This window comes from Streptomyces sp. Inha503, from assembly GCF_047215865.1.
Taxonomy (GTDB): domain Bacteria; phylum Actinomycetota; class Actinomycetes; order Streptomycetales; family Streptomycetaceae; genus Streptomyces; species Streptomyces lycopersici.
In genome coordinates this window covers 11,430,725-11,454,011 of record NZ_CP178360.1, presented here as the reverse complement: position 1 = coordinate 11,454,011, position 23,287 = coordinate 11,430,725, and the positions used below count along the sequence as shown (strand labels likewise).

Sequence of the window (23,287 nt, the reverse complement as noted above, 5' to 3'; positions counted from 1 at the left end):
CGGGAGCGGGGCATGGACGAGCGAGGGCCCTCGCCGGAGGGCGTACGCGACACCTCATCCGGTGCGGGGCACACCGGGCCGGACGGCGGGAAGACGACGCCGGAAGCGGACGCGGCGGCCGAGGAGCTCAGCCAACTCCGCGCCGAGCGCGACCGGTTGCTGGCCGAACGCGAACGCCTTCGCCACGAGCTGAGCGGACCGCCCCCGCACCCACCGCGGATGCCACCGGAGCCCCTGCCCCGGACACCCGCGAAGCCCCTGGCCCGGATACCCGCGAAGCCCCTCCCGCCCTCGCGGCGCCGTCTCCTCATCGGCGCGGGCGCGGCCGTCGCGGTCGCCGCCGTGGCCGTGCCCACCGGTATCGCCCTCTTCGGCGGCGAGTCGGACGGAGGGAAGGACACCGCCCACGGCAAGCCCGGCGAGGACACCTCCGGCAGCCCCTCCCCCACTCCCCTGCGCACACCCCCGCCCATCGCCATTCCCGCCCGTCCCAGGCTGCGCCCACTGGCGACCCTCAGGGGGCACAAGGGCGAGATCGGCACGCTGCGCTTCAGCCCGGACGGGAAGACCCTGGCCTCCAGCGAATCCCAGGACGGAGTGCTGCGGCTGTGGGACGTGGCCACCCACAAACAGCGGGCCAGCGCCCTGCTCTCCTCACTCGTCATCTTCAAGGGAGTGGCCTTCAGCCCGGACGGCCGGACGGTGGCGACCGGCCACGAGAGCCGGGCCCAGTTCTGGGACGCGACCACCCTGCGCCCGCGCGGCAAGGAGATCGCCCAGCACGACGATCCCTCGCTGTCCTTCGAGACGATCGCCTTCAGCCCGGACGGCAGGCTCTTCGCCACCAGCGGCTTCATCGACCAGGAGATCCGGCTCTATGACGCGGCGACTCATCGGCAAAAGGGCGCGCCACTCCAGTCGGCGGGCGCCCACCAGCTGGTGTTCAGCCCGAACGGGAAGACTCTGGCCAGCGCGGACGAGTCCGGCATGGACGGCGTACGGCTGTGGGACGTGGCCGCCCGGAAACAACGGCCCAAACCGTCGAACGACTCCTTCGGCGGTGCTGCCGGCCACATGGTGTTCAGCCCGGACAGCACAACCCTGGCCGTCGACAACGACTCCACGGAAGTCCACTTCCTCGACGCGATCACCGGCAAGGAGCGCGGCAAGCCGCTCGCCGGCCACTCCGGCTCCGTCACCGGCCTGGCCTACAGCACGGACGGCAAGACCGTCCTCACCACCGACTACACCGGCCTGCACCTGTGGGATGCCGCCGGCCATGAACACCGAGCCGCCATCGGCAACCCCGGCTCCTCCATCGCCCAACTCGCCTTCAGCCCCGACGGCCGCACCCTGGCCACCCTTGGCTTCCAGGACAAGACGATCCACCTGTGGCGCCTGGAGTAGTCCCGTGTCTCGTGGGCGCGGCGCGGTGCGGCACCGCCGGTTGAGCCGTCAGGCCGGGTGGCCGAGTGCGTCGGCGATCAGTGTCTCCAGTTGTCGCGCGATCTGATCGAGGGGCTCCATGCCGCGCTTGGCGCGGCACATGGCGATGGCGCCCTCGACGGACGCCACGATGAGCGCCGCCAATCCGGGCGCCCGGTCGGGGTCGGCTCCATGCGCGGTCAGCGCCTCGGCCAGCAGCCGCTCCCAGTCCTCGAACGCCTCGGCGGCGGCCACCAGGGCCGGCGGGATCCCGTCGTCCGGCGGTTCCTCGACGGAGACGGCGAGGACGGGGCAGCCGGCCCGGAAGTCGCTGTTGACGACGATGCCGCGCCACAGGGTCAGGAAGGCACGCACACCGGCGACCGGGCCCTCCTCCAGCTCCCTGCGCAGGATGCGGGTGACCGCACCTCCCGCGTACCGCACCGCTTCGGTGGCCAACTGCTGCTTGCCCTCGGGGAAGAAGTGGTAGGTCGAGCCGAGCGGCGCCTTGGCGTGTTTGGCCAGCTCCCGGATGCTGGTCGCCTTCAGGCCACGTCTGCTGATCATGTCGGCGGCGCCGACCAGGATGCGCTCGCGCGACGGCGCGCTGGGCTTGGCCACGACCGTGCTCCCCTCTGGCTATAACGCTCGTCATAGTCTAGCGTGAGCGGCGCTATAACGATCGTTATAGACCCATCACCGCAGACGTGCGCGGAGCACGAGGGGAGACTTCGTCATGCCGATGACCCGACCTGGTCACGTTCGCGAAGGGCGGCGAGCCGATGCGTGAACTGACCTACGTCGCCCGCAACACCGTCGAATGGCGCGAGGCGCCCGACCCCGAGCCGCGGTCGGACCAGGAGGCCATCGTCGCCCCGGTGGCCGCCACCACCTGCGACGTCGACACCGCGATCCTTGCCGGGCACGGCTTCATCGACCCGCCCTTCGCCCTCGGCCACGAGTGCGTGGCCCGGGTCGTGGAGACCGGCGACGCCGTGTCCACCGTCGCCCCCGGCGACCTGGTCGTCGTGCCCTGGTCCGTCAACTGCGGCAGCTGTGGCGACTGCCGTGCCGGGCTGACCGCGCACTGCACGGCCGTACCGCACATGGCCATGTACGGCGCGCCCATCGGCGGCGACTGGGGCGGCCTCTTCTCCGACCTGGTGCGCGTCCCCTGGGCGGACGCCATGCTCGTCCCGCTGCCCGCCGACCTCGACCCGGTCGCCATGGCCTCGGCCGGTGACAACTGGTCCCTGTCCTGGCGCCTGGTGGCCCCCCATCTGACGGCCAGGCCCGGGGCCCGCGTCCTGGTCGTCGCGCGTGGCAGCATCGGCCTGTACGTGTGCGACATCGCCCGCGCGCTCGGCGCCTCAGAGGTGCTGTACGTCGACCCCGATCCGATCCACCGTGAGCTCGCCCGCGGCTACGGCGCCGCCACCGCCGAGGCGCTCGAGCCCGTCCGCCACCGCTTCGACATCGCCGTGGAGGCCACCGGCCGCGTCGACCAGCTCGCCCTGGCCGTCAAATCCCTCGCGCCGGAAGGCATTTGCGAGTCGGCGGGCAACCACTTCCGCCCCGGTGAGCTGCCCCTGCTCGACATGTACCTCACCGGCGTCACACTGCGCATCGCGCGCGACAACGTCCGGGGCCACATCCCCGAGGCCCTCGACCTCGCCCGCTCCGGAAGGGTCGACCCGGCACGGGTCGTCTCGCACGTCCTGGACTGGGAGCAACTGCCGGAGGCGCTGCCGGAGAAACACCTCAAGCCGGTCTTCGTCCGCGCCGACGACCTCACGCGTCATGGCGTCCCTCCGGTCCCTCCGGGCTAGACTCGCCCGGTGATCAGTGTTCGACGTGTCCCCGAGATGTGGCACCGGTTCGATGTCACGGTCCGGGATCTCCCGCTCGGGCTGCTGATCCTCACCGGGTCGCTCATCCCGTCGTTCCAGAACCACGGGACGCAGCTGGGCGGCCTGCCCGCACGCCCCTTCGACGCGCTGGCCATCGTGGCAGTCGCCCTCCAGTGCCTCCCGCTCGCGGTGCGGCGGCGATGGCCGGTGGTCTGCCTCACCCTGGTGACGCTCGGCTTCGCCGTCGACCAACTCCGCGGCTACCACTCGTTCGCGGGCACCGCGATGCCCGTCGCGCTGCTGAGCGTGGCGTCCCATCTGGAGCGGCACCGGCGCACCACCGCGCTCGTGTTCTCCGTGGCGTATGTGCCCTTGGCGGTCGCGCTGTACCGGCTCGGTTCGGGCGCCGAGGCGCCGAGCGAGTTCGTGATGTACTACCTGGCGCTGGCCCTCCCCTGGGGCATGGGGTCGTGGCTGCGCTCCACCCGGGCAGCGGAGGCCGAGCGCCGCCGCCGTGTCGCCGAGGACACCCGCGCCGCGGAGCGCGCCCGCATCGCCCGTGAGCTCCACGACGTGGTGACCCACCATGTGACGGCGATGGTCGTACAGGCCGAGGCGGCGCGCTATCTGACCGCCGCGCCCGAGCGCCTCGACCAGGCCCTGACCGCGGTCACCGAGACCGGCAGACGTGCCACCACCGATCTGCGCCACTTGCTCGACCTGATCAACCCCGACCACGGCACCGGGGCCACGACACCGACCGTCGGCAGGCTCCTCACGCTCGTGGAGCAGACCCGCCGGTCGGGGCAGCCGGTGGAGTTCACCGAGGAGGGCACACCGGCGGAGTCGACCGGCAGCGCCGACCTGGTGGCCTACCGGGTCGTACAGGAGGCCCTGACCAACGCCCTCAAGTACGCCCACGGCAGCCGCACTTGGGTCCAAGTCCGCCACGCGGAGAGGGAGATCACGGTGGAGGTCAGCACGGACGGCTCCGGCTCGCGGGCCCCCGCCTCGCCCAGCGGGAGCGGGCGGGGGCTGGCCGGTCTGCGCGAACGGGTCGGCGTCCTCGGCGGCGACTTCAGCGCGGAGGCCCGGACGGACGGTGGCTTCGTCGTCCGGGCGCGGATACCCGCGGGGAGCCCGTCATGAGCGAGCCGATCCGGGTCCTGGTCTGCGACGACCAGGTACTGGTCCGCACCGGGCTGGTGACGATCATCGACGCCCAGCCCGACCTCGAGGTGGTGGGCGAGTGCGAAGACGGCCGGACCGCGGTCGACCTCGCCGGCCAACTGCACCCGGACATCGTGGTGATGGACGTCCGCATGCCGGTGCTCGACGGTATCGAGGCCACCCGGCTGCTGGCCGGTGCGGGGGTGCGGCGCCCGGTCAAGGTGCTCGTGGTGACCACGTTCAACCTGGACACATACGTCTACGAGGCGCTGCGCGCGGGGGCGAGCGGCTTCCTGCTCAAGGACGCGCCCCCGTCCCAACTGCTGCACGGGATCCGGACCGTGGCCACGGGAGCGGCCCTGCTGGACCCCGAGGTGACGCGCCAGCTCGTGGGCAGGTACGCCGCCCGGATCCGGCCTCCCGAGGGCGCCCCGCACGACATCCCGCTGACCCCTCGCGAACTGGAGGTGCTCCGCCTCATCGCCAACGGCCTGTCCAACAGCGAGATCGCCGCGACTCTGGTGATCAGCCAGGAGACCGTCAAGACCTTCGTGTCACGCATCCTCACCAAACTCGGACTCCGGGACCGTGTGCAAGCGGTCGTCTACGCCTACCGCCAGGGCCTGGTGACCTGATCCGCCACCCGGCGGACCGCCGCGACTCACGCCTTGATCAGGCCCTCGCTCAGCTCCCAGAGCCGCCGGGCGGAGCGCGGGTCGACGGCGTGCGGCACGACATCGGCGGGCGGGTCCTGGTCGACGCCGAAGGCGATGGGGGCCGGGTTCTCGTCCAGCGGTGAGATGTCGTTGTCCTTGAGGTAGACACCGCCGATCCCGGCGAGCAGCGGGCTGGCCGCCGCGAACACGATGGTGCTCGCCCCCTGTTGCGGGCTCTTGATCCCGCGGCCGGGGTCGACGACGGGCCGGCCGGACTCGTCGAGCAGCCCCATGGCCCTCTGCTGCTCCTCGCCGACCGAGTCGTTCAGTTTCGTACCGACGACGATGCCCGGGTGCACCGCGTAGCCGCGGATACCGTCCTGGGACCAGCGGCGGTCCAGCTCGACGGCGAACAGCACATTGGCCGTCTTGGACTGGCCGTAGGCGAGGTGGCCGTCGTAGCCCGTGGTGAAGTGCGGATCGTCCCAGCGGATGTCGGAGAGCCGGTGGCCACCGGATGACACATTGACGACCCGGGCACCGTGAGCGGCGCGCAGCGCGGGCAGCAGGCCCAGGGTCAGCTGGAAGTGGCCCAGGTGGTTGGTGGCGAACTGCGGCTCGTAGCCGCGTGCGTCGCGCACCAGGCGTTCGGGGAGCGGCAAACCGGCGTTGTTGACCAGGATGTGGAGCGGGCGGCCGGAGTCGAGGCAGCGGGCCGCGAAGGCGTCGATCGAGGTCGGGTCGAGCAGGTCGAGCCGACCGACCTCGACACCCTCGACCCCGGCCAGCGCGGCCGCGGCACGTTGCGGGTCGCGCGAGCCGACGGTGATGGACGCGCCGGCCGTGCTGAGCGCCCGGGTGGTCTCCAGGCCCAGTCCGGCGTGGCCGGCGGTGATGACGGCGTGGGTGCCGGACAGGTCGACGCCCGCGAGCACCTCGGCGGCCGTCGACGCCGCGGTGAAGCCGGACCCGAGGGGATGTTGTGTGTGACGCATGGGTCCACTCTCGGGCGCGCCCATCGCACTTTGAATACTTGCCCGTTCGGGTTTTTTGCCCGATCGTACGGACATGGCCGACGACCAGCTGTCCGAAGTGTTCGCTCATATCGAGATCCGGGGACTGATGTCGAGCGGCTTCGCGGCCCGGGAGCCCTGGGTGGCGCGCGGCGCCATCAATCATCCCCTGAAGTTCATCGCGGTGGCGCGCGGCCGCGCCTGGCTGACCACCGACAGCACAGGGAGCCCTCTCGCCCTCGACACGGGCGACGTCGCCATCCTGAACGATCAGGCGTGGCTGGAGCTCCGGGGAGGCGCCGGTGACGGGCCGCCCCGCGAGATCGATGTGACCACGGCGAGCTACACCTCCCTCCGCGAGGACGACGCCGGCCACGCCGGGACCGATGTGGTCCTCGGCGGCCACGTCGCCCTCAACTCGGTGGGCCGGATCCTGTTGCTCCAGGCGCTTCCGCCGGTGGGGCATGTCCGGGCGTCCCCCGCCGCGACCCACCTGCGAGACAGGCTGGACCAGATCCTCGACGAGCTGACCGGCGACCGCGTCGGCTCCGCGTTCGCCATCCGGCAGCACGGCCAGCTCCTGCTGCTCGACATGTTGCGCGCCTACGTCCACCAGGCCGAGCTCCCCTCGGGGTGGCTACGGGCGCTGACCGACGACCGTCTGCGTCCGGCGCTCAGCCTCATGCACGCCGAACCGGCGAGGCCCTGGCGGCTGGAGACGCTGGCGAGCGCATCGGCGATGTCACGGACGTCCTTCGCCACGCATTTCAGGACCGTGGCGGGCATGCCGCCGCTCACCTATCTCAACCGCTGGCGGATGCTGCTGGCGCAGCGCGCGCTGCGCGACGGCGACGATCCCATTGGGTCGCTGGCATCCGCCCTCGGCTACACATCCGTGAGCGCCTTCAGCTCCGCGTTCAAACGGGAAGTGGGAGAGTCGCCGCTGCGCTACCGGCACCGGCTGCGTGACGAGAAGCTCGCGCGTTGACCCCCGGTCGCGTCGGGGCGGCGGTCGACTTCGGCGCCAGCTCGGCGGGCCTGCCGGTCCTGGGGGCGCTGAAGTCGCCGCCGGACCTGATGCGCGAGCGGGTCACAGCCGTGTGGCCGTGCGGATCAGCCCGGCGAGGGCGAGGGAGCGGCTGTGCGCGGGCCAGGCGATGTGGGTGACGATGGGAGGTGCGTCGGTCAGGGGGACGGCGGTGTGCTCGGCCCATAGCCAGGCGCGGGCGGAGTCGGGGAAGACGGCCACGGTGCGTCCGAGTGCGATCAGCTGGGCCAGCTGTGTCTGGTCGTGGATCTCGGGACCCGGGCCGGGTGGGTAGGTGCCGTCGCGGGACCAACGGGCGAGCGGAAGGTCGGGGACGTCGCTGACGTCGGCCAGGGACAGAGACTTGTGCGCGGCGAGGGGGTGTCCGGCGGGCAGGATGGCGATCTGCCCCTCAGTCATCAGTTCCTCGCTGTCGAACCCGGCCAGGGAGTTGAACGGCGCATGCATGAGCGCCACATCAGCGCGGCCGTCGCGCAGCATCTCTCCCTGTTCGCAGGTGCCGCTCGGCAGCACCTCGATCTCGGCGGCGTCGGGCTCGGCCGCGTAGGCGTCGAGGAGCCTGTGCAGCAGCTCGTGGGACGCGGCGGCCTTCACCGCCAGCACCAGGCGGTTGCGGGGGCCGCCCGAGCCGTCGGCGCCACCGGCGCGGCGGGTACGGCGAGCGGCGGCGGTGGTCGCGTCGAGGGCCGCGCGGCCCTCGTGCAGCAGCATCTCTCCGGCGCCGGTCAGGGCGACGCCACGGCGGTCGCGTTCCAGCAGGCGGACGCCGAGGCGCCGTTCGAGCTGCTGGATCGCCCGGGACAGCGGTGGCTGGGCCATGCCCAGACGCTCGGCGGCGCGGCCGAAATGCAGTTCCTCCGCGACGGCTACGAAGTACCTCAGCTCGCGTGTCTCCAAGGTGTCCACGGCGACAGCTTAGCCCGGTGATACCTGCCGGGTATGACAGGACACCGGGTCGGTATTGGGTGCGCCGCTCGTCGGCGGGTGAACATTGACGGTACGGGCGAAGCGAAGTCCGTGCCGGTGGCCGGCGTGGACAAGGGGTGCCGTCGACGAACGGCGCACCACGCAGCAGGCCGCCCCTCCACAGCATCCGGCTCGGCAGGAAAGACACCGACATGAACACACTCTCCGCGTCATTGCCCGGCGGCACCTGGGCCCTGGGCGATCTGACCGTCACCCGCTTCGGCTACGGCGCCATGCAACTCGCCGGCCCCGGGGTCATGGGCCCGCCCGCCGACCACGACGGTGCGCTCGCCGTCCTGCGCGAGGCCGCCGCCCTCGGGATCACCCACATCGACACCGCCGGCGCATACGGACCACGGGTCACCAACCAGCTGATCCGTGAAGCGCTGCACCCCTATCCCGCATCGACGCACATCGTGACCAAGGTTGGCGCGGTCCGCGATCGGCAAGGCGGCTGGCCCCCCGCTCGACGGCCCGAGGAGCTGCGCCGGGCAGTCCATGAGAATCTCGAGGATCTCGGCCTCGATTCGCTCGACGTGGTCAACCTCCGGCTCGGCGACGCCCAGGGCCCCCGGCCCGGCTCACTCGCCGAGCCCTTCGAAACCCTCGTCGGACTCCAGCAGCAGGGCCTGATCCGGCACCTCGGAGTGAGCAACGCGACTGCGGAACAGGTCGCCGAGGCCCAGGCGATCGCGCCGATCGTATGCGTGCAGAACATGTACAACCTCGCCCACCGCCAGGACGACGAGCTGATCGACGATCTCGCCGGCAAGGGCATCGCCTACGTGCCCTTCTTCCCGCTCGGCGGCTTCACCCCGCTCCAGTCCACGGCGCTTTCCGCCGTGGCCGCCCGGCTGGACGCGACGCCGATGTCGGTCGCCCTGGCCTGGCTGCTGCGGCGGTCGCCGAACATCCTGCTCATTCCCGGCACCTCGTCGGTGGCGCATCTGCGCGAGAACGTCGCAGGCGCCGGAATCTCGCTCTCCGACGAGCAGCTCGCCGAGTTGGACAAGATCGGCTAGTCGCTTGAGCCGTCGTCGGTGGAGCTCAGGTTTTTTTCGATCTTCGAGAGGATCCTGGCGAACGCCTCGCGCTCCTCGTCGTCCAGCCCGTCCAGGGTGTGCTCCTCCAGGCGCGCCCAAACCTGCGCCACCTCGGGCCGCAGTGCGTAGCTCTCCGCCGAGGCCCGGACGAGCATGACGCGGCGGTCCTGTGGATCGCGCATGCGGACGACATGTCCGCCCTGCTCCAGCCGTCGCAGCATCAAAGTCACGGTCGACGGATCCAGGTCGAGCGTCTTCGCCAACTCCGACTGGCGGACCGATCCCTCCTTCCACAAGGTCATCATCAGGAATTCCTGGCCGGAACAGAGGCCGGTGGGGCGCAGCAGCCTGCCGCCGGAGAGACGGTGCAAGCGGGAAACGCGGGCCAGGGTCTGGCTGACGGGGCCGTCGTCTGCGGCCTCCGTCGCTTCGGTCCGCGTGGGCTCTGAGGTCATACGGCCAAGGTTATCGTGGCCGCCCAATCATTGGCCACCCAATGAATAGGTTATGGTGACTCCGGGCGAGTTCGTTGGCCGCCCAATGAACTCGCTCGTCAGCCGCCAGTACGCACGTCAATCCCTGGGAGCCGTTGTGACCACAGCATTCGATCCGATCGACCTTTCCGGGCTGCGCCTGCGCAACCGCGTGGTCATGCCCGGTATGGGGCGCGCCCGCGCCTTCGGACCCGGCAATACGGCCACCGACTCGATGGTGACGTACTACGCACAGCGGGCCACGGCCGGTCTGATCATCACGGAGGGTTCCCAGCCGTCGGTCGTCGGTCAGGGCTTCCCCAACACCCCGGGGCTGCACAGCGCCGAGCAGATCGCCGCCTGGCGCCGCGTCACCGACGCGGTGCATGCCGAGGGCGGAACGATCTTCGCCCAGATCTCGCACGTCGGCAGGGTCGGCGACCCCGGTCTGCTGCCCGACGGACTGGTGCAGGTCGCTCCCTCGGCGATCGCCGCGCCCGGCCGGCTGTTCACCTTCGGCGGGATGAAGGACTTCACCACCCCCCGCGAGCTGACCTCCCAGGAAGTGCGGGAGACGATCGCGGACTTCGCCCAGGCGGCGCGCAACGCCATCGACGCGGGGTTCGACGGGGTCGAACTGCACGCCGCCTACGGCTACTTGCTCCACCAGTTCCTGGCCCCCAACTCCAATCTGCGCACCGATGAGTGGGGCGGTTCCGTGGAAGGCCGGGTCCGCTTCGCGGCGGAGGTGGCCGCGGCCGTGTCCGAGGCCATCGGAGCACAGCGCACAGGGATACGGGTGTCACCCGGAACGGGCTACAACGGAGTGGAGGAGCCCGATCCCGAGCCCACGTACGTCCATCTCGTCCGCCGGCTGAGCGAGATCGGCCTGGCCTATCTGCACGTCGTCGAGAACTCCCGCGATCTGACCGGCATCCTCCGCAAGGAGTTCTCGGGAACCCTCATCCTCAACCCCGCGACGGACGGGTTCACCAGCGCGGAGGAGCTGGCGCTCATCGAGGACGGCACGACCGACATGATTTCCTTCGGCGCGCTGTTCCTCGCCAACCCGGACCTGCCGGCGCGTCTGCGCGCGGGTGGGCCGTACAACACACCGGACCAGACCACCTATTACGGTGGCACCGACAAGGGATACATCGACTACCCCTACCTGACCAGCTGAGCGCCCACCTGTTGAGCGGAGCGCAAATACCACGTCAGTCAAGTTCGCTATGAACTCGGCGATGTTTCGGGCTCAAGCTCTACAATGACGCAGTCGGATTAGTTGCGATACGACGTATATCGACGTGCCCGCGTGCGGCACCGGGGCACTTCTGACGGGGCGACCGCTCGAAAATGGGGCATCTGGGCCACTTGGCAGCATGCACAGCTGGAGTCCCTGGTTCTGGCCTCTCGGGGTTTCATTCACACCAAGGTCTCGTTCGTTTATCATCCAAGCATGGCCCAGAAAGTAGTCACCACGTACGTAGATGATCTCACTGGTGAGGAATCGGAAGAGATCAGCACCCACACCGTCCTGATCGACGGGGCCGGGGTTGAACTCGACCTGTCGTCCCAGAGCTACGACCAGCTCTTGGAGGCCTTGAGTCCCTACCTCAACGCCAAGGGCGCTCGTCGCGTACGTGGGAGCGTCACAAACGGCGCTGCCGCCAGGGGGAAACGCCGGTCCACGACGCTGGCGGGAAGCCAGGACACTGCTGAAATCCGGGCCTGGGCCAAGGAGAACGGCTACGAGGTCAGCGACCGCGGCCGTGTTCCGGCGACCGTCCGCGAGGCATACGCGAAAGCCAACTGAGAGGCGCACTCCTTCCGGGGGACTCAGATCCCAGACACCTGGCGAGGACCCTTTCCCAGTATCCCGGGGAAGGGTCCTCGTTCTCTGTGAACGAGCCACGCAGAGGGCCGCGAGCTCCGGCACGGCAACGGCACCATCGTCTTCTCATGACCACCCTCATCGACGGAAAGAAGGCCGCCCAGGCGGTCGGGTGGGTTTCCATATGGTCGACTTCGCACGCCCGGCCCGGCCTTCCGCGGTCCTCCGCGTGCCCGTTGCCGGGCTGGTCGCCACGCACACCGGCCGGACCATAAGCTCATGGTGCCGAGGTGTTCGCCGAGCAGGCGCCGGCCCGGCACGACGCCTACGCGTCGTGACCGCCGGTGACGTATCGGCCTGGCTGATGGAGACGCCACCGCATGACCGACCACCAGACCCTCTCGCTCATCCTGGGTTTGATCAGAAGCGGAGCGGCCGTCACCCGGCCCGACCTCGCCCGCCGCACCGGACTGGGCCGCACGATCATCACCCAGCGGGTGGATCACGCGATCAGGGCCGGTCTGGTGACCGAGGGCGAACCGGCGCCGTCCACCGGAGGCCGGCCCTCGCGCACCCTGCGCATCGCATCGGACCGCGGCGTGATTCTCGGTGTGCTCTTCGGAGCCAGCCAATTGCACGCGGCCGTGACCGACCTCGACGGGACCGTCCTGGCCGACCGGCGTATGGCCTGGGACATCGAGGCAGGTCCCGAGGCGTCCTTGGATCTCTTGCACGAGGTCTCCGCCCAGTTGCTGACGCCACAGCTCGCCCCTCGCCTGTGGAGTGTGTGCGTCGGTGTCCCCGGGCCGGTCGACTTCGCCCGTGGCACCGCGGTCCAACCGCCGATCATGGCCGGCTGGCACGCCTTCCCCCTCCGGAACCGGCTGGAGGCCCACTACGACGTGCCGGTGTGGATCGACAACGATGCCAACCTCATGGCGCTGGGCGCCTGGGACAGGACCCGGCAGTCCGCGGGGGACAACGTCCTGCTGGTGAAAGCGAGCACCGGCATCGGCCTGGGCCTGATCTCCCGGGGCAGACTGCACCGCGGAGCGCGAGGCTCCGCGGGCGACCTCGGCCACACCATCGTCGCCGAGGAATCCCGCGTCCGCTGCCGGTGCGGCAAGTACGGCTGCCTGGAGGCCCTGGCAGGGGGATGGGCGCTGGGCCGAGACGCACGCGCCGCGGCCCTGGGCGGGCGCAGTTCCTTCCTGGCCGAGCGGCTGGACGCCTCGGACGGGCCGCTGGCCGTAACCGACGTGCTCGAGGGCTGCCGGTCGGGGGACCGGGTGTGTACCGAGCTGATCACCAGAGCGGGCGAGCTGGTCGGCGCACAACTGGCGACGCTGGTCAGCGTCTTCAACCCCTCGACGGTCTACCTCACCGGCCTGCTGGCCCAGGTCGGCGAGGTGTTCCGGGCTCCCGTCGCCGACACCGTGGCCCGGCGCTCCCTGCCCCTGGCCGTCGACGAACTCGTCATCACCGGTTCCGGTCTGGACGGGTGCGAAGGCGTCATCGGGGCGGCCGCACTGGCGGTCGATGAACTGACACAGCCGGACATGCTGGGGCGGTGGCTGTCTGAGGGAAACCCGCGTGGGGGCCGTGCCCGCTGGGCTGAAGCCGCCGACCCCGCGTCCGCCGCCCGCCCACGGCGCTGAAGCGCGCCGGGCAAGGGCACACCTCCTTGACGCCCGCGCTATACGGCCTGTGCCGCCGGGGCGACCTCGACCCAGCCGCCACTTCGCGCCGAATCGACGACGGCCTGGGTGATCGTCGCCGCGCGCACCCCGTCGGCGAAGGTGGGAAGGCTTGGCACCTTCTCCTGGCGGACCGCCGCGTAGGCGTCGGCGGCGAAGTCGGCGAAGCACTCGTAGTAGCCCTGGGGGTGTCCGGCCGGCAGGACGGCCGACCGGCCGACGGGTGCCCCCGGACGGCCGGGATCGCGCATCAGGACCTGGCTGTGGTCCCGGCCGCCGATCCACAGCGACTCGGGGGTCTCCTGGCGGAACGCGTAGCTGGCGTCCGGACCGTCGAAGGAGAACGACAGCGCGTTCTTGTAACCGGCGGAAGCCTGGCTGACCACCACGGAGCCGACGGCGCCGGCGTCGGTCTCCAGCAGCACCACGGCACCGTCCTCGGTCGCGACGGGACGCGGCTCGCCGCCGGCCGCCGGCCGGGCGGGGACCGCGCGCGCGAAGGCGGCGTTCACCCGCGTGATGCGCTGGCCGGTGACGAACTCGGCCAGGTCGCACCAGTGGACGCCGATGTCGCCGAAGGCGCGCGTGGCGCCGCCGTCCGTCGGGTCGACACGCCAGTTGGTGGCCGTCGGGTCGGCGAGCCAGTCCTGGAGGTAGCTGCCGTGGATGAGCCACGGCGGCCGGTGCTCCGGCCGTGCGAGACGGGCCTGGGCCTCCCGCACGGAGGCGTAGTAGCGGTAGACGAACGGCACGGCGGTCACCAGCCCCCGCTCGGCCGCCAGCCCGGCCAGTTCCCGTGCGGTCGGGACATCGGTCGCCAGGGGCTTCTCGCACACCACCGCGACCCCCGCGGTGAGCGCGGCACGGGCGAACCGCGCGTGCGTGGCGTTGGGCGTGCACACGTGCACCACGTCCACTCCGTGGCGCAGCACGTCTTCGACCGAGTCGAAGCCGCGGCCGGCGCCGAACGCCTCGGCGGCGGCGCGGCCCTTGGCCGGAGTCGACCCGACGATGCCGACGACGTCCGCTCCCGCCGCGGCTGCGGAACGCGTATGGACCGCCCCCATGAAGCCGGTTCCAATGACGGCGACGCGAAGCTGGCTCATGGCATACCTCATCCCTCTACCCCGACGGGGCTAACGCCTCAAGTGAGCGAAAGAACGCCTTGGATCTGTTGATCAGGCGGAGACTTTTGCTCAGAATAAGCGAAAGCATATCGAGTACCAAGGAGGCCGGGCATGACTCAGCGCCCGCAACCGGCACGGCAGCCGATCACTCTCTTCACCGGCCAGTGGGCCGACCTGCCCTTTGAGGAGGTGGCCAGGCGGGCGAGCGAGTGGGGGTACGACGGCCTGGAGATCGCCGCGTCCGGCGACCACCTCGACCTCGCCCGCGCCGAGGAGGACCCCGCCTACCTTCCGGCCAAACTGGACCTCCTGGACCGGTACGGGTTGAAGGTCTGGGCGATCTCCCACCACCTGGGCGGCCAGGCCGTCTGCGACGACCCGATCGACTTCCGCCACCAGGGGATCCTGCGGCCGTCCGTCTGGGGCGACGGCGAGGAGGAGGGTGTCCGCCGACGCGCCGCCGAGGACATGAAGCGCGCCGCACGAGTCGCCCGCCGCCTCGGCGCGGACACCGTGGTCGGCTTCACCGGCTCCAAGATCTGGAAGTATGTGGCGATGTTCCCGCCCGTGCCCCAGTCGGTGATCGACGACGGGTACGAGGACTTCGCGCGGCGCTGGAACCCCATCCTGGACGTGTTCGACGCCGAGGGCGTGCGCTTCGCGCACGAGGTGCACCCCTCCGAGATCGCCTACGACTACTGGACCAGCGTGCGCACCCTGGAGGCGATCGGCCGCCGTCCCGCGTTCGGCTTCAACTGGGACCCCTCCCACATGATGTGGCAGAACATCGACCCCGTCGGCTTCATCACCGACTTCGCCGACCGCATCTACCACGTCGACTGCAAGGACACCCGGCTGCGCAGCCCCAACGGGCGCGCCGGCGTCCTCGGCTCCCATCTGGCCTGGGGCGACCCGCGGCGCGGCTGGGACTTCGTCTCCACCGGACACGGCGACGTCCCCTGGGAGGACGCCTTCCGCGCGCTGGCCGCCATCGGCTACGACGGCCCCATCTCCGTGGAGTGGGAGGACGCCGGCATGGACCGGCTGCACGGCGCCGCCGAGGCCGTGGCAAGGATCCGTTCCGCGCTGTGGCCCCTGCCGCAGGCGGCCTTCGACTCCGCCTTCAGCAATCAGTGACGGCCGTCGTCCCGGTGTGGGTTTCACCCTGTTCGCGGGTTCACCCTGCCGTTGGTGTGGAGGTACTGGGCAGGTCCGTTCGTGAAGTCGTAGATCGCGACCGTCTGGGTGTCCTCCAGCGGGTCCGCCGACGGCATCAGGAAATGCGTCTCGCTCACCGGGAGCAACTGGTATCTGACGCGGTCGGGTTTTTGGAGGAACGCTGCCTGCATTGGGTCGAGGACCAGAGTCAGATACAGCTTTCCGCCTTCAGCTGACACCTCGTACCGTGCGCCGGGACGCTCGTAGACGCCCTCGTACCTGGGCAGGTCGAGGTTCAGCACGGCGTCCGGCGCGGGCGGGTCCGGGATGGTGGCGGTGCCGAGATCGGTCAGGATCTCGTTGAACACCTCGCGGCAGAAGCTTTCCCGAGGGCCGCCGTTCGTCAGCATCGCGACGGCGGTGTTCGAGTCCGGCAAGAGCCGGAGCCGGGCGTTCTGGCCGATCGTGCTGCCGTCGGTCGCGTAGACGGTCTCGCCGTGCCAGTCACACACGATGAGACCGAGCGCCCATTCGGGACCGAACATGTACGGGTCCGGCACGGGCACCCGCGAGAGCGTCATCTCCCGGATGCTCTCAGCCGAGACGATGCGCCGTCCGTTCGGCGCTGTGCCCTCGGTGAGCAGGACGTGCGCCATCGCGAGCACCTCCCGGGCCGTCGAGGTGATGCCCCCGCCGGGGCCGAAGGCACGCGGCAGGTAGTCCACCGGTGTGAGGATGGGGCCCTCTTCCAGGGAACGGACCAGGTGCCCGGTCGCGGCCCGGATCTCGTCCACCTGCTCGCGCCGGCTGCTCGTGCTGGTCAGGCCCATGGGCTCGAAGAGGCGGTCCCGCATGACGTCGTCCCAGCGCATGCCGTCGTGCACCTCCAGGATCCGCGCGAGAATCGCGTAACCCAGGGCCGCGCTGTAGCCGTGGGTGTGTCCCAGCGGGAAGACCTGGGGCGCGTCGGCGATGTTGTCGACCATGCGCTCGAGGACATCGTCGCCTTCCCCGGGATCGCCGTAGGCCTCCTCGATACCGTTGGTGTGGTACAGCAGGTGACGGGGCGTTACCTCGGTGGCTGCCTGGGGATCGGCCACCGTGAAGCCGGGCAGGTAGGCACGTACCGGCTCGTCCAGATCGACCTTTCCCGCGTCGACGAGCTGCATGAAGGCCAGCGCGGTCCAGGTCTTGGTCATGGAGCCGCACTGGTAGACGGTGTCCGTCGTCGCGGGCTCCCGCGTTTCCACGTTCTTGACGCCGACCGCGAACTCGGAGAGCTCCCCGTCGCGGAGCACGCCGATCGCGGCGCCCGGGATTCCGTACTCCGCCAGGAGCCCGGTGACCCGGGCTTGGAGCCGCGGTACGTCGAGCGTCATCGCGGGAGACCGACCGCGTTCGCGGCGTCCGCTTCGAAGTACTCCGTCGTGGCGTAGGCGCCACCGTATGCCTCGAAGAACTCCCGAACGCCATCGATCGAGTCGTGGGTGATGATGTTCACCGCCCTGGTCCCGTCCTTGCTCGCCACCGCGACCTTCCACTTGGCGCCCTTGGGGAGCTTGGCATGTGCCTTCTTCAGACCGCTCCAGAACTTGCCTTCGTCCGAGACGTTCGACACGGCCATCACATGCATTGTTAGCACTCCTCCTCTTTCCGATGAGAGAAAGCTACGTTGCGTTTAAATACCCGTCAATGAAATCACGGCCATAAATGGGCGCTGAGCAGCATTCGTTGCAACAGCATTGTGGATGAACGCAATTCTCCCGATGGGTCGTTGCAATGTATGTTGATGAACGCACTGAGAGGAGGCGCACCGGTGCCAGGAGGCAGGTTGACCCACGAGGACCGCCGGCGGATCGCGGCCTGGCTGGCCGACGGGCTCGGGTACGCCGAGATCGGCCGCAGACTCAGCCGGCCGACGTCCACGATCAGCCGCGAGGTGGCACGCAACGGCGCGGCCAGCGAGTATCTGCCCGACCACGCACAGGAGGCCGCCGGTCATCGTGCCCGCCGGCGCAAGCCGGCTCGGCCCGCCGAAGCGGCGGCCGACGGACAGCCGACCGAGTTGATGCGCGGCTTCGTGGACGAGTTCGCCACCCTGCTGACCGCGACCGGACTGCCCCGCATGACCGCCCGGGTGTTCACCTGCCTGCTCACCGCTGACGCCGACGGCCTGACGGCAGCCGACCTGGTACACCGGCTACGGGTCAGCCCGGCGTCGATATCCAAGTCCATCGCCCACCTCGAAGCCATGGAGTTGGTCGTGCGCCAACTGGGCCTCGGCGGGCGCCGCGAGCGGTACGTCATCGACGACGACGTCTGGCTCCGGGCGTGGCAGGCCGACACCGGCGCACACGGCAGGATCGCGACCGCCGCACAGCGGGGCATCGAGATCTTCGGCGCCGACACGACCGCCGGCGCCCGGCTCGGCAGGATGGGCCAGTTCTTCGCCCGGCTCAGCGAGCAGATGAGCGGCAGCAGCCTCTCCGAGACCGTCGTGTACGACGCGCTGACCATCCTCGCCGCACTTCTGCACGCCGGTCGGCCACTCACGCTGGACACGCTGGTCACCGCGCTCGCCTGGCCCCGGGACCGCGCCACCGCCGCCCTCGACGCGATCCAATGTCAACCGGCCATCGCCGATCCACTTGCCCTGAGGGTCATCGGGCCCGAGACCTACACCGTGATCACGAGACCAGACCGCCTCAGCCCGGCACAACGCGAAGCACTCAGGGATGCGCCCAGTCGGAGAGCAGGGTACGGATCGCGTCGACCAGCGCGAGGGGCTGGTCGAGCATGATGTGATGTCTCGCGCCGGGGACCTCGATGACTGAGGCGACCCGGCCGAGTTGGTCATACATGGCGTCGCGGCGTTCCGCCGAGACGATGCCGTGTTCGGCGTGCACCAGCGCCACCCGGCAGTCCAGTCGGACCAACGGGTTTTCGACCCGCTCCCGCGCGAAGATGGCGGGGTCCCATTTCCATGTCCAGCCACCGGGCACCTCGCGGATGGACGTGGCGGCGACATGGTCGGCCACGTAGTCGAGCACCGGTTGGTTGGGCATGGGCGTGAACTGATCGATGATCGCCTCACGCGAGGGATAGAGGCGGGTCGCCATCCCGAAGGTGCGCCGTTCCCGCGTCGCGCGTTTCTCCGCCACCGGGCCGACCATGGGAGAGTCGATCAGGACAGCGCCCTCGACGCGGTGCCCGGACAGCGCGGCCAGCCGGAGCGTCACCGCGCCTCCCAGGCTGTGCCCGATCACCACCGGCGGCAGGTCGAGCCCCGCGTCCGCGATGACGGCGAGCACTTCACGCATCCAGATCTCGAGGCCGTACGCGTCGCGCCTGCCGCTGTCGCCGTGCCCGGACAGGTCGAGCGCGACGACCCGCCGACCGCCGGCCAGCAGCGGGCCGACATGATCCCACCAGCGAGAATGGGCGGCGGCCCCGTGCACGAGTACGACGCCCCGCCCGGTCGGCTCGCCCCACGCCCGGTAGGCGATCGGGGTGCCCGCCACCGTGATCTCGCGTTCGGTGACCGGTGTGGCCAGCGCGGCGGTGTACCACGCGGGCGGCGCGGCGGAATCCAGATCAGCCGATGAGGTCATACGGGAAAGTCAACCAGAGGTTGGCGGCCACTTGAGCAAGATCCTCGCTTCAACTTCCCATCGTCACCTATGATTTCCACGATCCCTGCCCCATCCCTCCACCCTCGAGCCACTGAGCCAGCAGAGGCCCCACCACCAAGGCCAGGGATGCCAGGAGAGAGGCGGAGCACCACATGACCGATGAGTTCGGGATCGCCGGGAAGACGCTGCTCGTCACCGGCTCCGGCCGTAATCTCGGCAAGGCGATCGTCCTCGAGTTCGCCGCTCGCGGCGCGAACGTCGTCATCAACTCGAGGTCGAACGCGGAAGAGGCCAACCAGGTCAAGGACGAGGCGGAAGCCCTCGGTGCGAAGGCCATCGTCGTGCTCGGCGACGCGGCCGAGAAGTCGACGGTGCTGGAGTTGAAGGCCCGGGCGGAACAGGCCTTCGGGCACGTCGACATCTACGTGAGCAACGCCGCCCGGCGGCTGCACAAGGACTTCTGGGAGACGACGGACGAGGACTGGCACCTCCACCTCAACCAGCAACTGACCGCGTCGTGGTACCTCGCCAAGGCGTTCGCGCCGGGGATGCGCGAGCGCGGCTGGGGCCGGATCGTGCACATGAACGGGCCGGACGGCTGGATCGGCGGCCCGACCCGGATCCCCCACTCCACCGCCAAGGGCGGATTGCGGACACTGACCCGCTCCCTGTCCCGCAGCCTCGGGCCGTTCGGGATCACGGTGAACGACATCAACCCGGGATTCGCCGACACCGTCCGCGACCTGAAGACCCATCCGGGGATGACTCCCGGGCGGTCGGAGCGGTTCGCCCGGGAGACCGTCGCGATCAAGCGGCAGCCGCAGCCCGCGGAGATCGCCTGGGCGTGCGCGTTCCTCGCCGCCGAGCGGTCCGCGGCCATCACTGGCGCCGCCATTCACGTCGACGGCGGCCAGTTCATGATCGGCTGAGGGCCCGCGAAGGGCTCATCGGAAGCGTTTGAGGAAACCGGACAGCGCTACGTCCGGGTCCTGTGCCACTGCCGAAACCATCGATGCGTATGTGTCCGCCAAAGCGGCCACGAGTTCCGGCTCGTAGACGCCCTCGGCCCAGCGCAGCACGCCACTCAGCCCGTCCGGCCGGGGGGTGATGAACAGTTCCAGGTCGAAGTGGCTGCTCACACCGGCGGGGAAGGGCAGCGCCACCGCCTCCAGGCCGTTGAAGTCCGCCACGGCGGCGCCGTCCGCGTTCGGCGGCGTGGCCAGCATGTTGAACGCCACCTCGCCGGCCCGGGACACGGTCCGCGGCGTCGTGCCGGGGTGGGTCACCACATTGAAGACCGGGTACTCCTGGTGGGCCATCGCCTCCAGGGACGCGGTCCGGGTCAGCCGCAACACGTCCCGGAACGTGGGCTCGGCGGGCAGGTCCACCCGCAGATAGGTCAGATTGGCGAACTGCCCGACGGTGTTCCAGGCCTCGGGGCGGATCCGGTTGGCGTGGATCGAGCAGACCACCAGCCCGAGCTCCTCGGTCGCCGCGTGCAGCACGCCGAACCACAGGGCCAGCAGCGCGGCGAACGACGTGGTGCGCTCGGCGGCGGCGAGCTCCCGCAGCGCGGCCACATCGCCGGGTGCGAACGCGATATCGACCACTCTGGACGGCGGCCGCCGCTCGCCGAACTTCTCCGTCCGCTGGCGCAGCCCGGCCCACTTCAGCCGCGGCGCCTGCCGGTCCCAGTACTCGGCGTGGCGGCGGCCCGGCTCACCGGCCAGCCGGGCGTCCCGCCAGGCGTAGTAGTCGCCGGGCAACCACTCGACGGCGGGGAGCGGGTCGGTCGCCACCCCGGTTTCGGCGTTGTAGAACCGGGCCAGGTCACGGCGTATCAGGGCGTTCGACCACGCGTCGGTGACCCGGTGGTTCACGTTGATCAGCAGCAGATGCTCGGTGTCGGCCAGCCGGTACAGGTCGGCCGTGAGCGGCAGGCCGTCCGGGTCGAACATCTCGGCCATGCGCGCGGCCATCAGCCGTTCGGCCTCGGCCGGCTCGGATACGACGGTCTCGGTCAGCGGCAGGTGGACGCCCGGTGGCAGGACGTGCTCGCGCAGCCTCCGCAGACCGGCCCGCTCGTATGTGATCCGCAGCGACACATGACGGTCCACCACCCGGTCGAGCGCACGGCTGAGCGCGGCCCGGTCCAGCGGTCCACGGAACCGGTAGAGAATGGGCACGCTCATCAGGCCACCGGCGAGGACTTTGTCGTCCGGCACCATCAGCCGGTGCTTGTCCGACTCGGTCATCGGTCGGCTCCCTTCGTGGTGCCGGATGTCCGCTCGCCGATCGCCGCGGCCATCGCCTCGATCGTCGTGATGTCGGTGAAGAGCTCAGCCGGGGTGATGGCCACGCCGAGGCTGTCCTCGACCAGGCTCAGCAGCGCCATCCCGGCCATCGAGTCCCCGCCCAGGGCCATGAAGTCGTCGTCCACGCCGATGTCCTCCCGCTTGAGCACGAGCGACCACAGCCCCTTGACCATGGCCTCGACCGGCGTCCGGGGTGCGGTCCGCCCGTCCGGTTCCGCCATCGGCTCGGCCGCGGCCAGCTCCTCGGCCAGCACCTCGGCCAGCGAGCCGCGCTGGATCTTGCCGGATTCGGCGACCGGGATGTCCGCGCGGCGCAGGAAGGACCGGGGAACTTTGACCGGGGCGAGCCGCTGCCCGAGGTACGTCCGGAACTCCTCGTCGCCCAGCGTCACTCCCGGCCTGAGCACGAGCACGGCACCGAGCTGTTCGTCGCGGACCGGGTCGGGGATGCCGAACGCGACCGCCTCGGCCACCGCGGGATGGCTCAACATCGCGGTCTCCACCTCGAACGGCGACACCTTCTCGCCGCCCACGTTGATCATCTCCTTGACCCGCCCGGTAATCAGGAACGAGTCGTCCGGCAGCAACCGGCCGAGGTCACCGGTGCGCAGCCAGCCGGTCCCTTCCGTGTCACCGGCGGAGCCGCCGCGAACGAAGGGGGACTCCAGGCCGGGCGGCCATACGTACCCGTGCATGACGTTGGCGCCGCGGATGACGATCTCGCCGGACGCGTCCGGCGCGGTGCTGACCCGGCCGTGCTGGTCGAGGACCGCGACCTCGGAGCCGGTGGGGACGAGTCCGGCGGCGTCCGGATCGCCCGGCAGCGGGGTCGAGGCGATCTGGTGCGCCTCGGACATCCCGTACGACTCGACCACCGGCAGGCCGTAGCCGGCCTCGAGTTCGGCCCGCAGGCCCGCGGTCAGGGCTCCGGAGCCGCAGCGGACGAAGCGCAGCGGGCCGGGCCACTCGCGGTCCCGGGGGACGTGCCGCACCATCAGCCGGTGCATGGTCGGGGTGGCCGAGAGCCAGGTCGCCTCGCTGTCCAGCGCGTGCCGCAGTGCGGTGGCCGGGTCCGGGGCCGGCGCGCAGACGATGCTGCCGCCCGGGAGCAGCGAGGCGATCAGCGAACCGACCAGGCCCTGGACGTGGAAGAACGGCATGATGTTGAACCGGCGGTCGGCGTCGGTCAGGTGGTAGGCGTCCACCGTGGCCTGGGCGGCCGCGACCACACCGGCTGCGCTGAGGGACACGACCTTGCCGATGGAGGTCGTACCCGAGGTCCGCAGCAGCACCGCCTCGTCCGGATACGGCCCGGTCGCCGCCGTCTCGGCCGGGCGGCCGCCGCCCCGCGGCTCCACCGCCACGTCCTCGCCGGTGAACCGGAGCGTCACCGCCGGTGCCTTGGCCGCCGCCACCTGCTGCGGGGCGGCGGTTCCGGCTCCGTCGGCCAGCACGATCAGCGCGACGTCGAGCGTGTCCAGGTAGTCCTGGGTCTCGGCGGCCGACCAGAGCGGGTTGACCGGGCAGCACCCCGCGGCGGCGACCACGCCGAGCAGCAGCGCGGCGCTGTCGGCGTCCTCTCCGGGGACCACCGCGACCCGGTGTCCGGGGCGCACCCCCAGCCCGGTCAGCGCCGCGCGGACGGCGTGCATGCGGCCGGACAGGCGCCGGTAGCTCAGCCCGGCCGGCTCGCCCGGCACGAGGATCGCGGGCGCGTCACCCCGGATCCGCGCATGACGCTCAATGGCCGCGAGCACCGGGCTGACGGCATCGAGGTTGGACATGGAACAACCTTTCCTTGGACTCGGATCGTGGGTGGGAGCCTGTGTCATATCGCCGCACGCCCGGCCGGGGATATGACACGGGCTCCGAGTGCCCCG

22 protein-coding genes are annotated in these 23,287 nt (G+C 70.5%); 12 read left to right on the top strand and 10 right to left on the bottom strand.

Going from position 1 to position 23,287, the window contains the following annotated elements:
* Nucleotides 1-12 precede the first annotated feature (12 nt).
* Nucleotides 13-1,407, top strand: a complete 1,395-nt coding sequence (locus ACJX2R_RS47145) for a WD40 repeat domain-containing protein (RefSeq protein ID WP_413105154.1) — start codon at nt 13-15, stop codon at nt 1,405-1,407.
* Nucleotides 1,408-1,455: 48 nt separating this feature from the next.
* On the opposite strand, the gene ACJX2R_RS47140 is transcribed toward ACJX2R_RS47145, so the two are convergent.
* Complete coding sequence (locus ACJX2R_RS47140) at nt 1,456-2,046, bottom strand: TetR/AcrR family transcriptional regulator (RefSeq protein WP_413105153.1); 591 nt, start codon at nt 2,044-2,046, stop codon at nt 1,456-1,458.
* A 161-nt stretch (nt 2,047-2,207) separates the two neighbouring features.
* Between ACJX2R_RS47140 and ACJX2R_RS47135 the strand changes: the two genes are divergently transcribed.
* From ACJX2R_RS47135 to ACJX2R_RS47125, 3 genes are read left to right on the top strand one after another with little or no spacing between them, the layout of a single operon-like run.
* Nucleotides 2,208-3,254: a zinc-dependent alcohol dehydrogenase gene (locus ACJX2R_RS47135; protein WP_413105152.1), complete on the top strand. Its 1,047-nt coding sequence runs from the start codon at nt 2,208-2,210 to the stop codon at nt 3,252-3,254.
* Nucleotides 3,255-3,290: 36 nt separating this feature from the next.
* Nucleotides 3,291-4,424 (top strand): sensor histidine kinase, encoded by a 1,134-nt coding sequence (locus ACJX2R_RS47130; protein ID WP_413106128.1) that lies wholly within the window; start codon nt 3,291-3,293, stop codon nt 4,422-4,424.
* Entirely contained in the window at nt 4,421-5,080 is a 660-nt protein-coding gene (locus ACJX2R_RS47125; RefSeq protein WP_413105151.1) for a response regulator, read from the top strand. The genes ACJX2R_RS47130 and ACJX2R_RS47125 overlap by 4 nt, the downstream gene beginning before the upstream one ends.
* Before the next feature lie 26 nt (nt 5,081-5,106).
* Here ACJX2R_RS47125 and ACJX2R_RS47120 read toward each other — a convergent pair whose 3' ends face one another.
* Nucleotides 5,107-6,096: an SDR family NAD(P)-dependent oxidoreductase gene (locus ACJX2R_RS47120; protein WP_413105150.1), complete on the bottom strand. Its 990-nt coding sequence runs from the start codon at nt 6,094-6,096 to the stop codon at nt 5,107-5,109.
* A 73-nt stretch (nt 6,097-6,169) separates the two neighbouring features.
* On the opposite strand from ACJX2R_RS47120, the gene ACJX2R_RS47115 reads away from it, so the two are divergent.
* Complete coding sequence (locus ACJX2R_RS47115; RefSeq protein ID WP_413105149.1) at nt 6,170-7,102, top strand: AraC family transcriptional regulator; 933 nt, start codon at nt 6,170-6,172, stop codon at nt 7,100-7,102.
* A gap of 102 nt (nt 7,103-7,204) precedes the next feature.
* On the opposite strand, the gene ACJX2R_RS47110 is transcribed toward ACJX2R_RS47115, so the two are convergent.
* A complete protein-coding gene (locus ACJX2R_RS47110; protein ID WP_413105148.1) occupies nt 7,205-8,068 on the bottom strand; it encodes a LysR family transcriptional regulator in 864 nt (287 codons plus the stop codon).
* Nucleotides 8,069-8,280: 212 nt separating this feature from the next.
* Between ACJX2R_RS47110 and ACJX2R_RS47105 the strand changes: the two genes are divergently transcribed.
* A complete protein-coding gene (locus ACJX2R_RS47105) occupies nt 8,281-9,150 on the top strand; it encodes an aldo/keto reductase family oxidoreductase (RefSeq protein ID WP_413105147.1) in 870 nt (289 codons plus the stop codon).
* Here ACJX2R_RS47105 and ACJX2R_RS47100 read toward each other — a convergent pair.
* A complete protein-coding gene (locus ACJX2R_RS47100; protein ID WP_413105146.1) occupies nt 9,147-9,626 on the bottom strand; it encodes a MarR family winged helix-turn-helix transcriptional regulator in 480 nt (159 codons plus the stop codon). The two genes, ACJX2R_RS47105 and ACJX2R_RS47100, sit on opposite strands and share 4 nt — an antisense overlap.
* Nucleotides 9,627-9,762: 136 nt before the next feature.
* Between ACJX2R_RS47100 and ACJX2R_RS47095 the strand changes: the two genes are divergently transcribed.
* The 3 genes from ACJX2R_RS47095 to ACJX2R_RS47085 all read left to right on the top strand — a co-directional run bounded on the left by ACJX2R_RS47095 (nt 9,763) and on the right by ACJX2R_RS47085 (nt 13,136).
* Nucleotides 9,763-10,827, top strand: coding sequence for an alkene reductase (locus tag ACJX2R_RS47095; RefSeq protein ID WP_413105145.1), 1,065 nt, complete (start codon nt 9,763-9,765; stop codon nt 10,825-10,827).
* Nucleotides 10,828-11,103: 276 nt separating this feature from the next.
* Nucleotides 11,104-11,460 carry a histone-like nucleoid-structuring protein Lsr2 gene (locus tag ACJX2R_RS47090; RefSeq protein ID WP_262697747.1) on the top strand — a complete coding sequence of 119 codons (357 nt, stop codon included), beginning with the start codon at nt 11,104-11,106 and terminating at the stop codon, nt 11,458-11,460.
* Between the two features lie 398 nt (nt 11,461-11,858).
* Nucleotides 11,859-13,136 (top strand): ROK family protein, encoded by a 1,278-nt coding sequence (locus tag ACJX2R_RS47085; RefSeq protein WP_413105144.1) that lies wholly within the window; start codon nt 11,859-11,861, stop codon nt 13,134-13,136.
* 38 nt (nt 13,137-13,174) lie between these two features.
* On the opposite strand, the gene ACJX2R_RS47080 is transcribed toward ACJX2R_RS47085, so the two are convergent.
* On the bottom strand, nt 13,175-14,281 hold the full coding sequence (locus ACJX2R_RS47080; protein ID WP_413105143.1) for a Gfo/Idh/MocA family protein: 1,107 nt from the start codon (nt 14,279-14,281) through the stop codon (nt 13,175-13,177).
* 132 nt (nt 14,282-14,413) lie between these two features.
* On the opposite strand from ACJX2R_RS47080, the gene ACJX2R_RS47075 reads away from it, so the two are divergent.
* Nucleotides 14,414-15,439, top strand: a complete 1,026-nt coding sequence (locus ACJX2R_RS47075; protein ID WP_413105142.1) for a sugar phosphate isomerase/epimerase family protein — start codon at nt 14,414-14,416, stop codon at nt 15,437-15,439.
* A 23-nt stretch (nt 15,440-15,462) separates the two neighbouring features.
* Here ACJX2R_RS47075 and ACJX2R_RS47070 read toward each other — a convergent pair whose 3' ends face one another.
* Nucleotides 15,463-16,839, bottom strand: coding sequence for a serine hydrolase (locus tag ACJX2R_RS47070; RefSeq protein WP_413105141.1), 1,377 nt, complete (start codon nt 16,837-16,839; stop codon nt 15,463-15,465).
* The gene (locus ACJX2R_RS47065) at nt 16,836-17,093 is read right to left on the bottom strand and encodes a hypothetical protein (RefSeq protein WP_413105140.1); all 258 of its coding nucleotides are present in this window, start codon (nt 17,091-17,093) and stop codon (nt 16,836-16,838) included. The genes ACJX2R_RS47070 and ACJX2R_RS47065 overlap by 4 nt, the downstream gene beginning before the upstream one ends.
* 198 nt (nt 17,094-17,291) lie before the next feature.
* On the opposite strand from ACJX2R_RS47065, the gene ACJX2R_RS47060 reads away from it, so the two are divergent.
* Nucleotides 17,292-18,260 carry a helix-turn-helix domain-containing protein gene (locus ACJX2R_RS47060; protein ID WP_413105139.1) on the top strand — a complete coding sequence of 323 codons (969 nt, stop codon included), beginning with the start codon at nt 17,292-17,294 and terminating at the stop codon, nt 18,258-18,260.
* Here the strand turns inward: ACJX2R_RS47060 and ACJX2R_RS47055 are convergent.
* Nucleotides 18,190-19,071 (bottom strand): alpha/beta fold hydrolase, encoded by an 882-nt coding sequence (locus ACJX2R_RS47055; protein ID WP_413105138.1) that lies wholly within the window; start codon nt 19,069-19,071, stop codon nt 18,190-18,192. The two genes, ACJX2R_RS47060 and ACJX2R_RS47055, sit on opposite strands and share 71 nt — an antisense overlap.
* A 173-nt stretch (nt 19,072-19,244) precedes the next feature.
* Here ACJX2R_RS47055 and ACJX2R_RS47050 point away from each other — a divergent pair, with 173 nt between their 5' ends.
* Entirely contained in the window at nt 19,245-20,021 is a 777-nt protein-coding gene (locus ACJX2R_RS47050) for an SDR family NAD(P)-dependent oxidoreductase (RefSeq protein WP_413105137.1), read from the top strand.
* A 15-nt stretch (nt 20,022-20,036) separates the two neighbouring features.
* Here ACJX2R_RS47050 and ACJX2R_RS47045 read toward each other — a convergent pair whose 3' ends face one another.
* Complete coding sequence (locus ACJX2R_RS47045; protein WP_413105136.1) at nt 20,037-21,347, bottom strand: condensation domain-containing protein; 1,311 nt, start codon at nt 21,345-21,347, stop codon at nt 20,037-20,039.
* The gene (locus ACJX2R_RS47040) at nt 21,344-23,191 is read right to left on the bottom strand and encodes a non-ribosomal peptide synthetase (RefSeq protein ID WP_413105135.1); all 1,848 of its coding nucleotides are present in this window, start codon (nt 23,189-23,191) and stop codon (nt 21,344-21,346) included. The genes ACJX2R_RS47045 and ACJX2R_RS47040 overlap by 4 nt, the downstream gene beginning before the upstream one ends.
* Nucleotides 23,192-23,287 lie beyond the last annotated feature (96 nt).

Excerpts from the sequence above, each read along its gene's own strand:
- ACJX2R_RS47145 (WP_413105154.1), top strand. The coding sequence starts at position 13 with ATGGACGAGCGAGGGCCCTCGCCGGAGGGCGTACGCGACACCTCATCC.
- ACJX2R_RS47135 (WP_413105152.1), top strand. The coding sequence starts at position 2,208 with ATGCGTGAACTGACCTACGTCGCCCGCAACACCGTCGAATGGCGCGAG.
- ACJX2R_RS47130 (WP_413106128.1), top strand. The coding sequence starts at position 3,291 with ATGTGGCACCGGTTCGATGTCACGGTCCGGGATCTCCCGCTCGGGCTG.
- ACJX2R_RS47125 (WP_413105151.1), top strand. The coding sequence starts at position 4,421 with ATGAGCGAGCCGATCCGGGTCCTGGTCTGCGACGACCAGGTACTGGTC.
- ACJX2R_RS47120 (WP_413105150.1), bottom strand. The coding sequence starts at position 6,096 with ATGCGTCACACACAACATCCCCTCGGGTCCGGCTTCACCGCGGCGTCG.
- ACJX2R_RS47115 (WP_413105149.1), top strand. The coding sequence starts at position 6,170 with ATGGCCGACGACCAGCTGTCCGAAGTGTTCGCTCATATCGAGATCCGG.
- ACJX2R_RS47105 (WP_413105147.1), top strand. The coding sequence starts at position 8,281 with ATGAACACACTCTCCGCGTCATTGCCCGGCGGCACCTGGGCCCTGGGC.
- ACJX2R_RS47100 (WP_413105146.1), bottom strand. The coding sequence starts at position 9,626 with ATGACCTCAGAGCCCACGCGGACCGAAGCGACGGAGGCCGCAGACGAC.
- ACJX2R_RS47090 (WP_262697747.1), top strand. The coding sequence starts at position 11,104 with ATGGCCCAGAAAGTAGTCACCACGTACGTAGATGATCTCACTGGTGAG.
- ACJX2R_RS47085 (WP_413105144.1), top strand. The coding sequence starts at position 11,859 with ATGACCGACCACCAGACCCTCTCGCTCATCCTGGGTTTGATCAGAAGC.
- ACJX2R_RS47080 (WP_413105143.1), bottom strand. The coding sequence starts at position 14,281 with ATGAGCCAGCTTCGCGTCGCCGTCATTGGAACCGGCTTCATGGGGGCG.
- ACJX2R_RS47075 (WP_413105142.1), top strand. The coding sequence starts at position 14,414 with ATGACTCAGCGCCCGCAACCGGCACGGCAGCCGATCACTCTCTTCACC.
- ACJX2R_RS47070 (WP_413105141.1), bottom strand. The coding sequence starts at position 16,839 with ATGACGCTCGACGTACCGCGGCTCCAAGCCCGGGTCACCGGGCTCCTG.
- ACJX2R_RS47065 (WP_413105140.1), bottom strand. The coding sequence starts at position 17,093 with ATGCATGTGATGGCCGTGTCGAACGTCTCGGACGAAGGCAAGTTCTGG.
- ACJX2R_RS47055 (WP_413105138.1), bottom strand. The coding sequence starts at position 19,071 with ATGACCTCATCGGCTGATCTGGATTCCGCCGCGCCGCCCGCGTGGTAC.
- ACJX2R_RS47050 (WP_413105137.1), top strand. The coding sequence starts at position 19,245 with ATGACCGATGAGTTCGGGATCGCCGGGAAGACGCTGCTCGTCACCGGC.
- ACJX2R_RS47045 (WP_413105136.1), bottom strand. The coding sequence starts at position 21,347 with ATGACCGAGTCGGACAAGCACCGGCTGATGGTGCCGGACGACAAAGTC.
- ACJX2R_RS47040 (WP_413105135.1), bottom strand. The coding sequence starts at position 23,191 with ATGTCCAACCTCGATGCCGTCAGCCCGGTGCTCGCGGCCATTGAGCGT.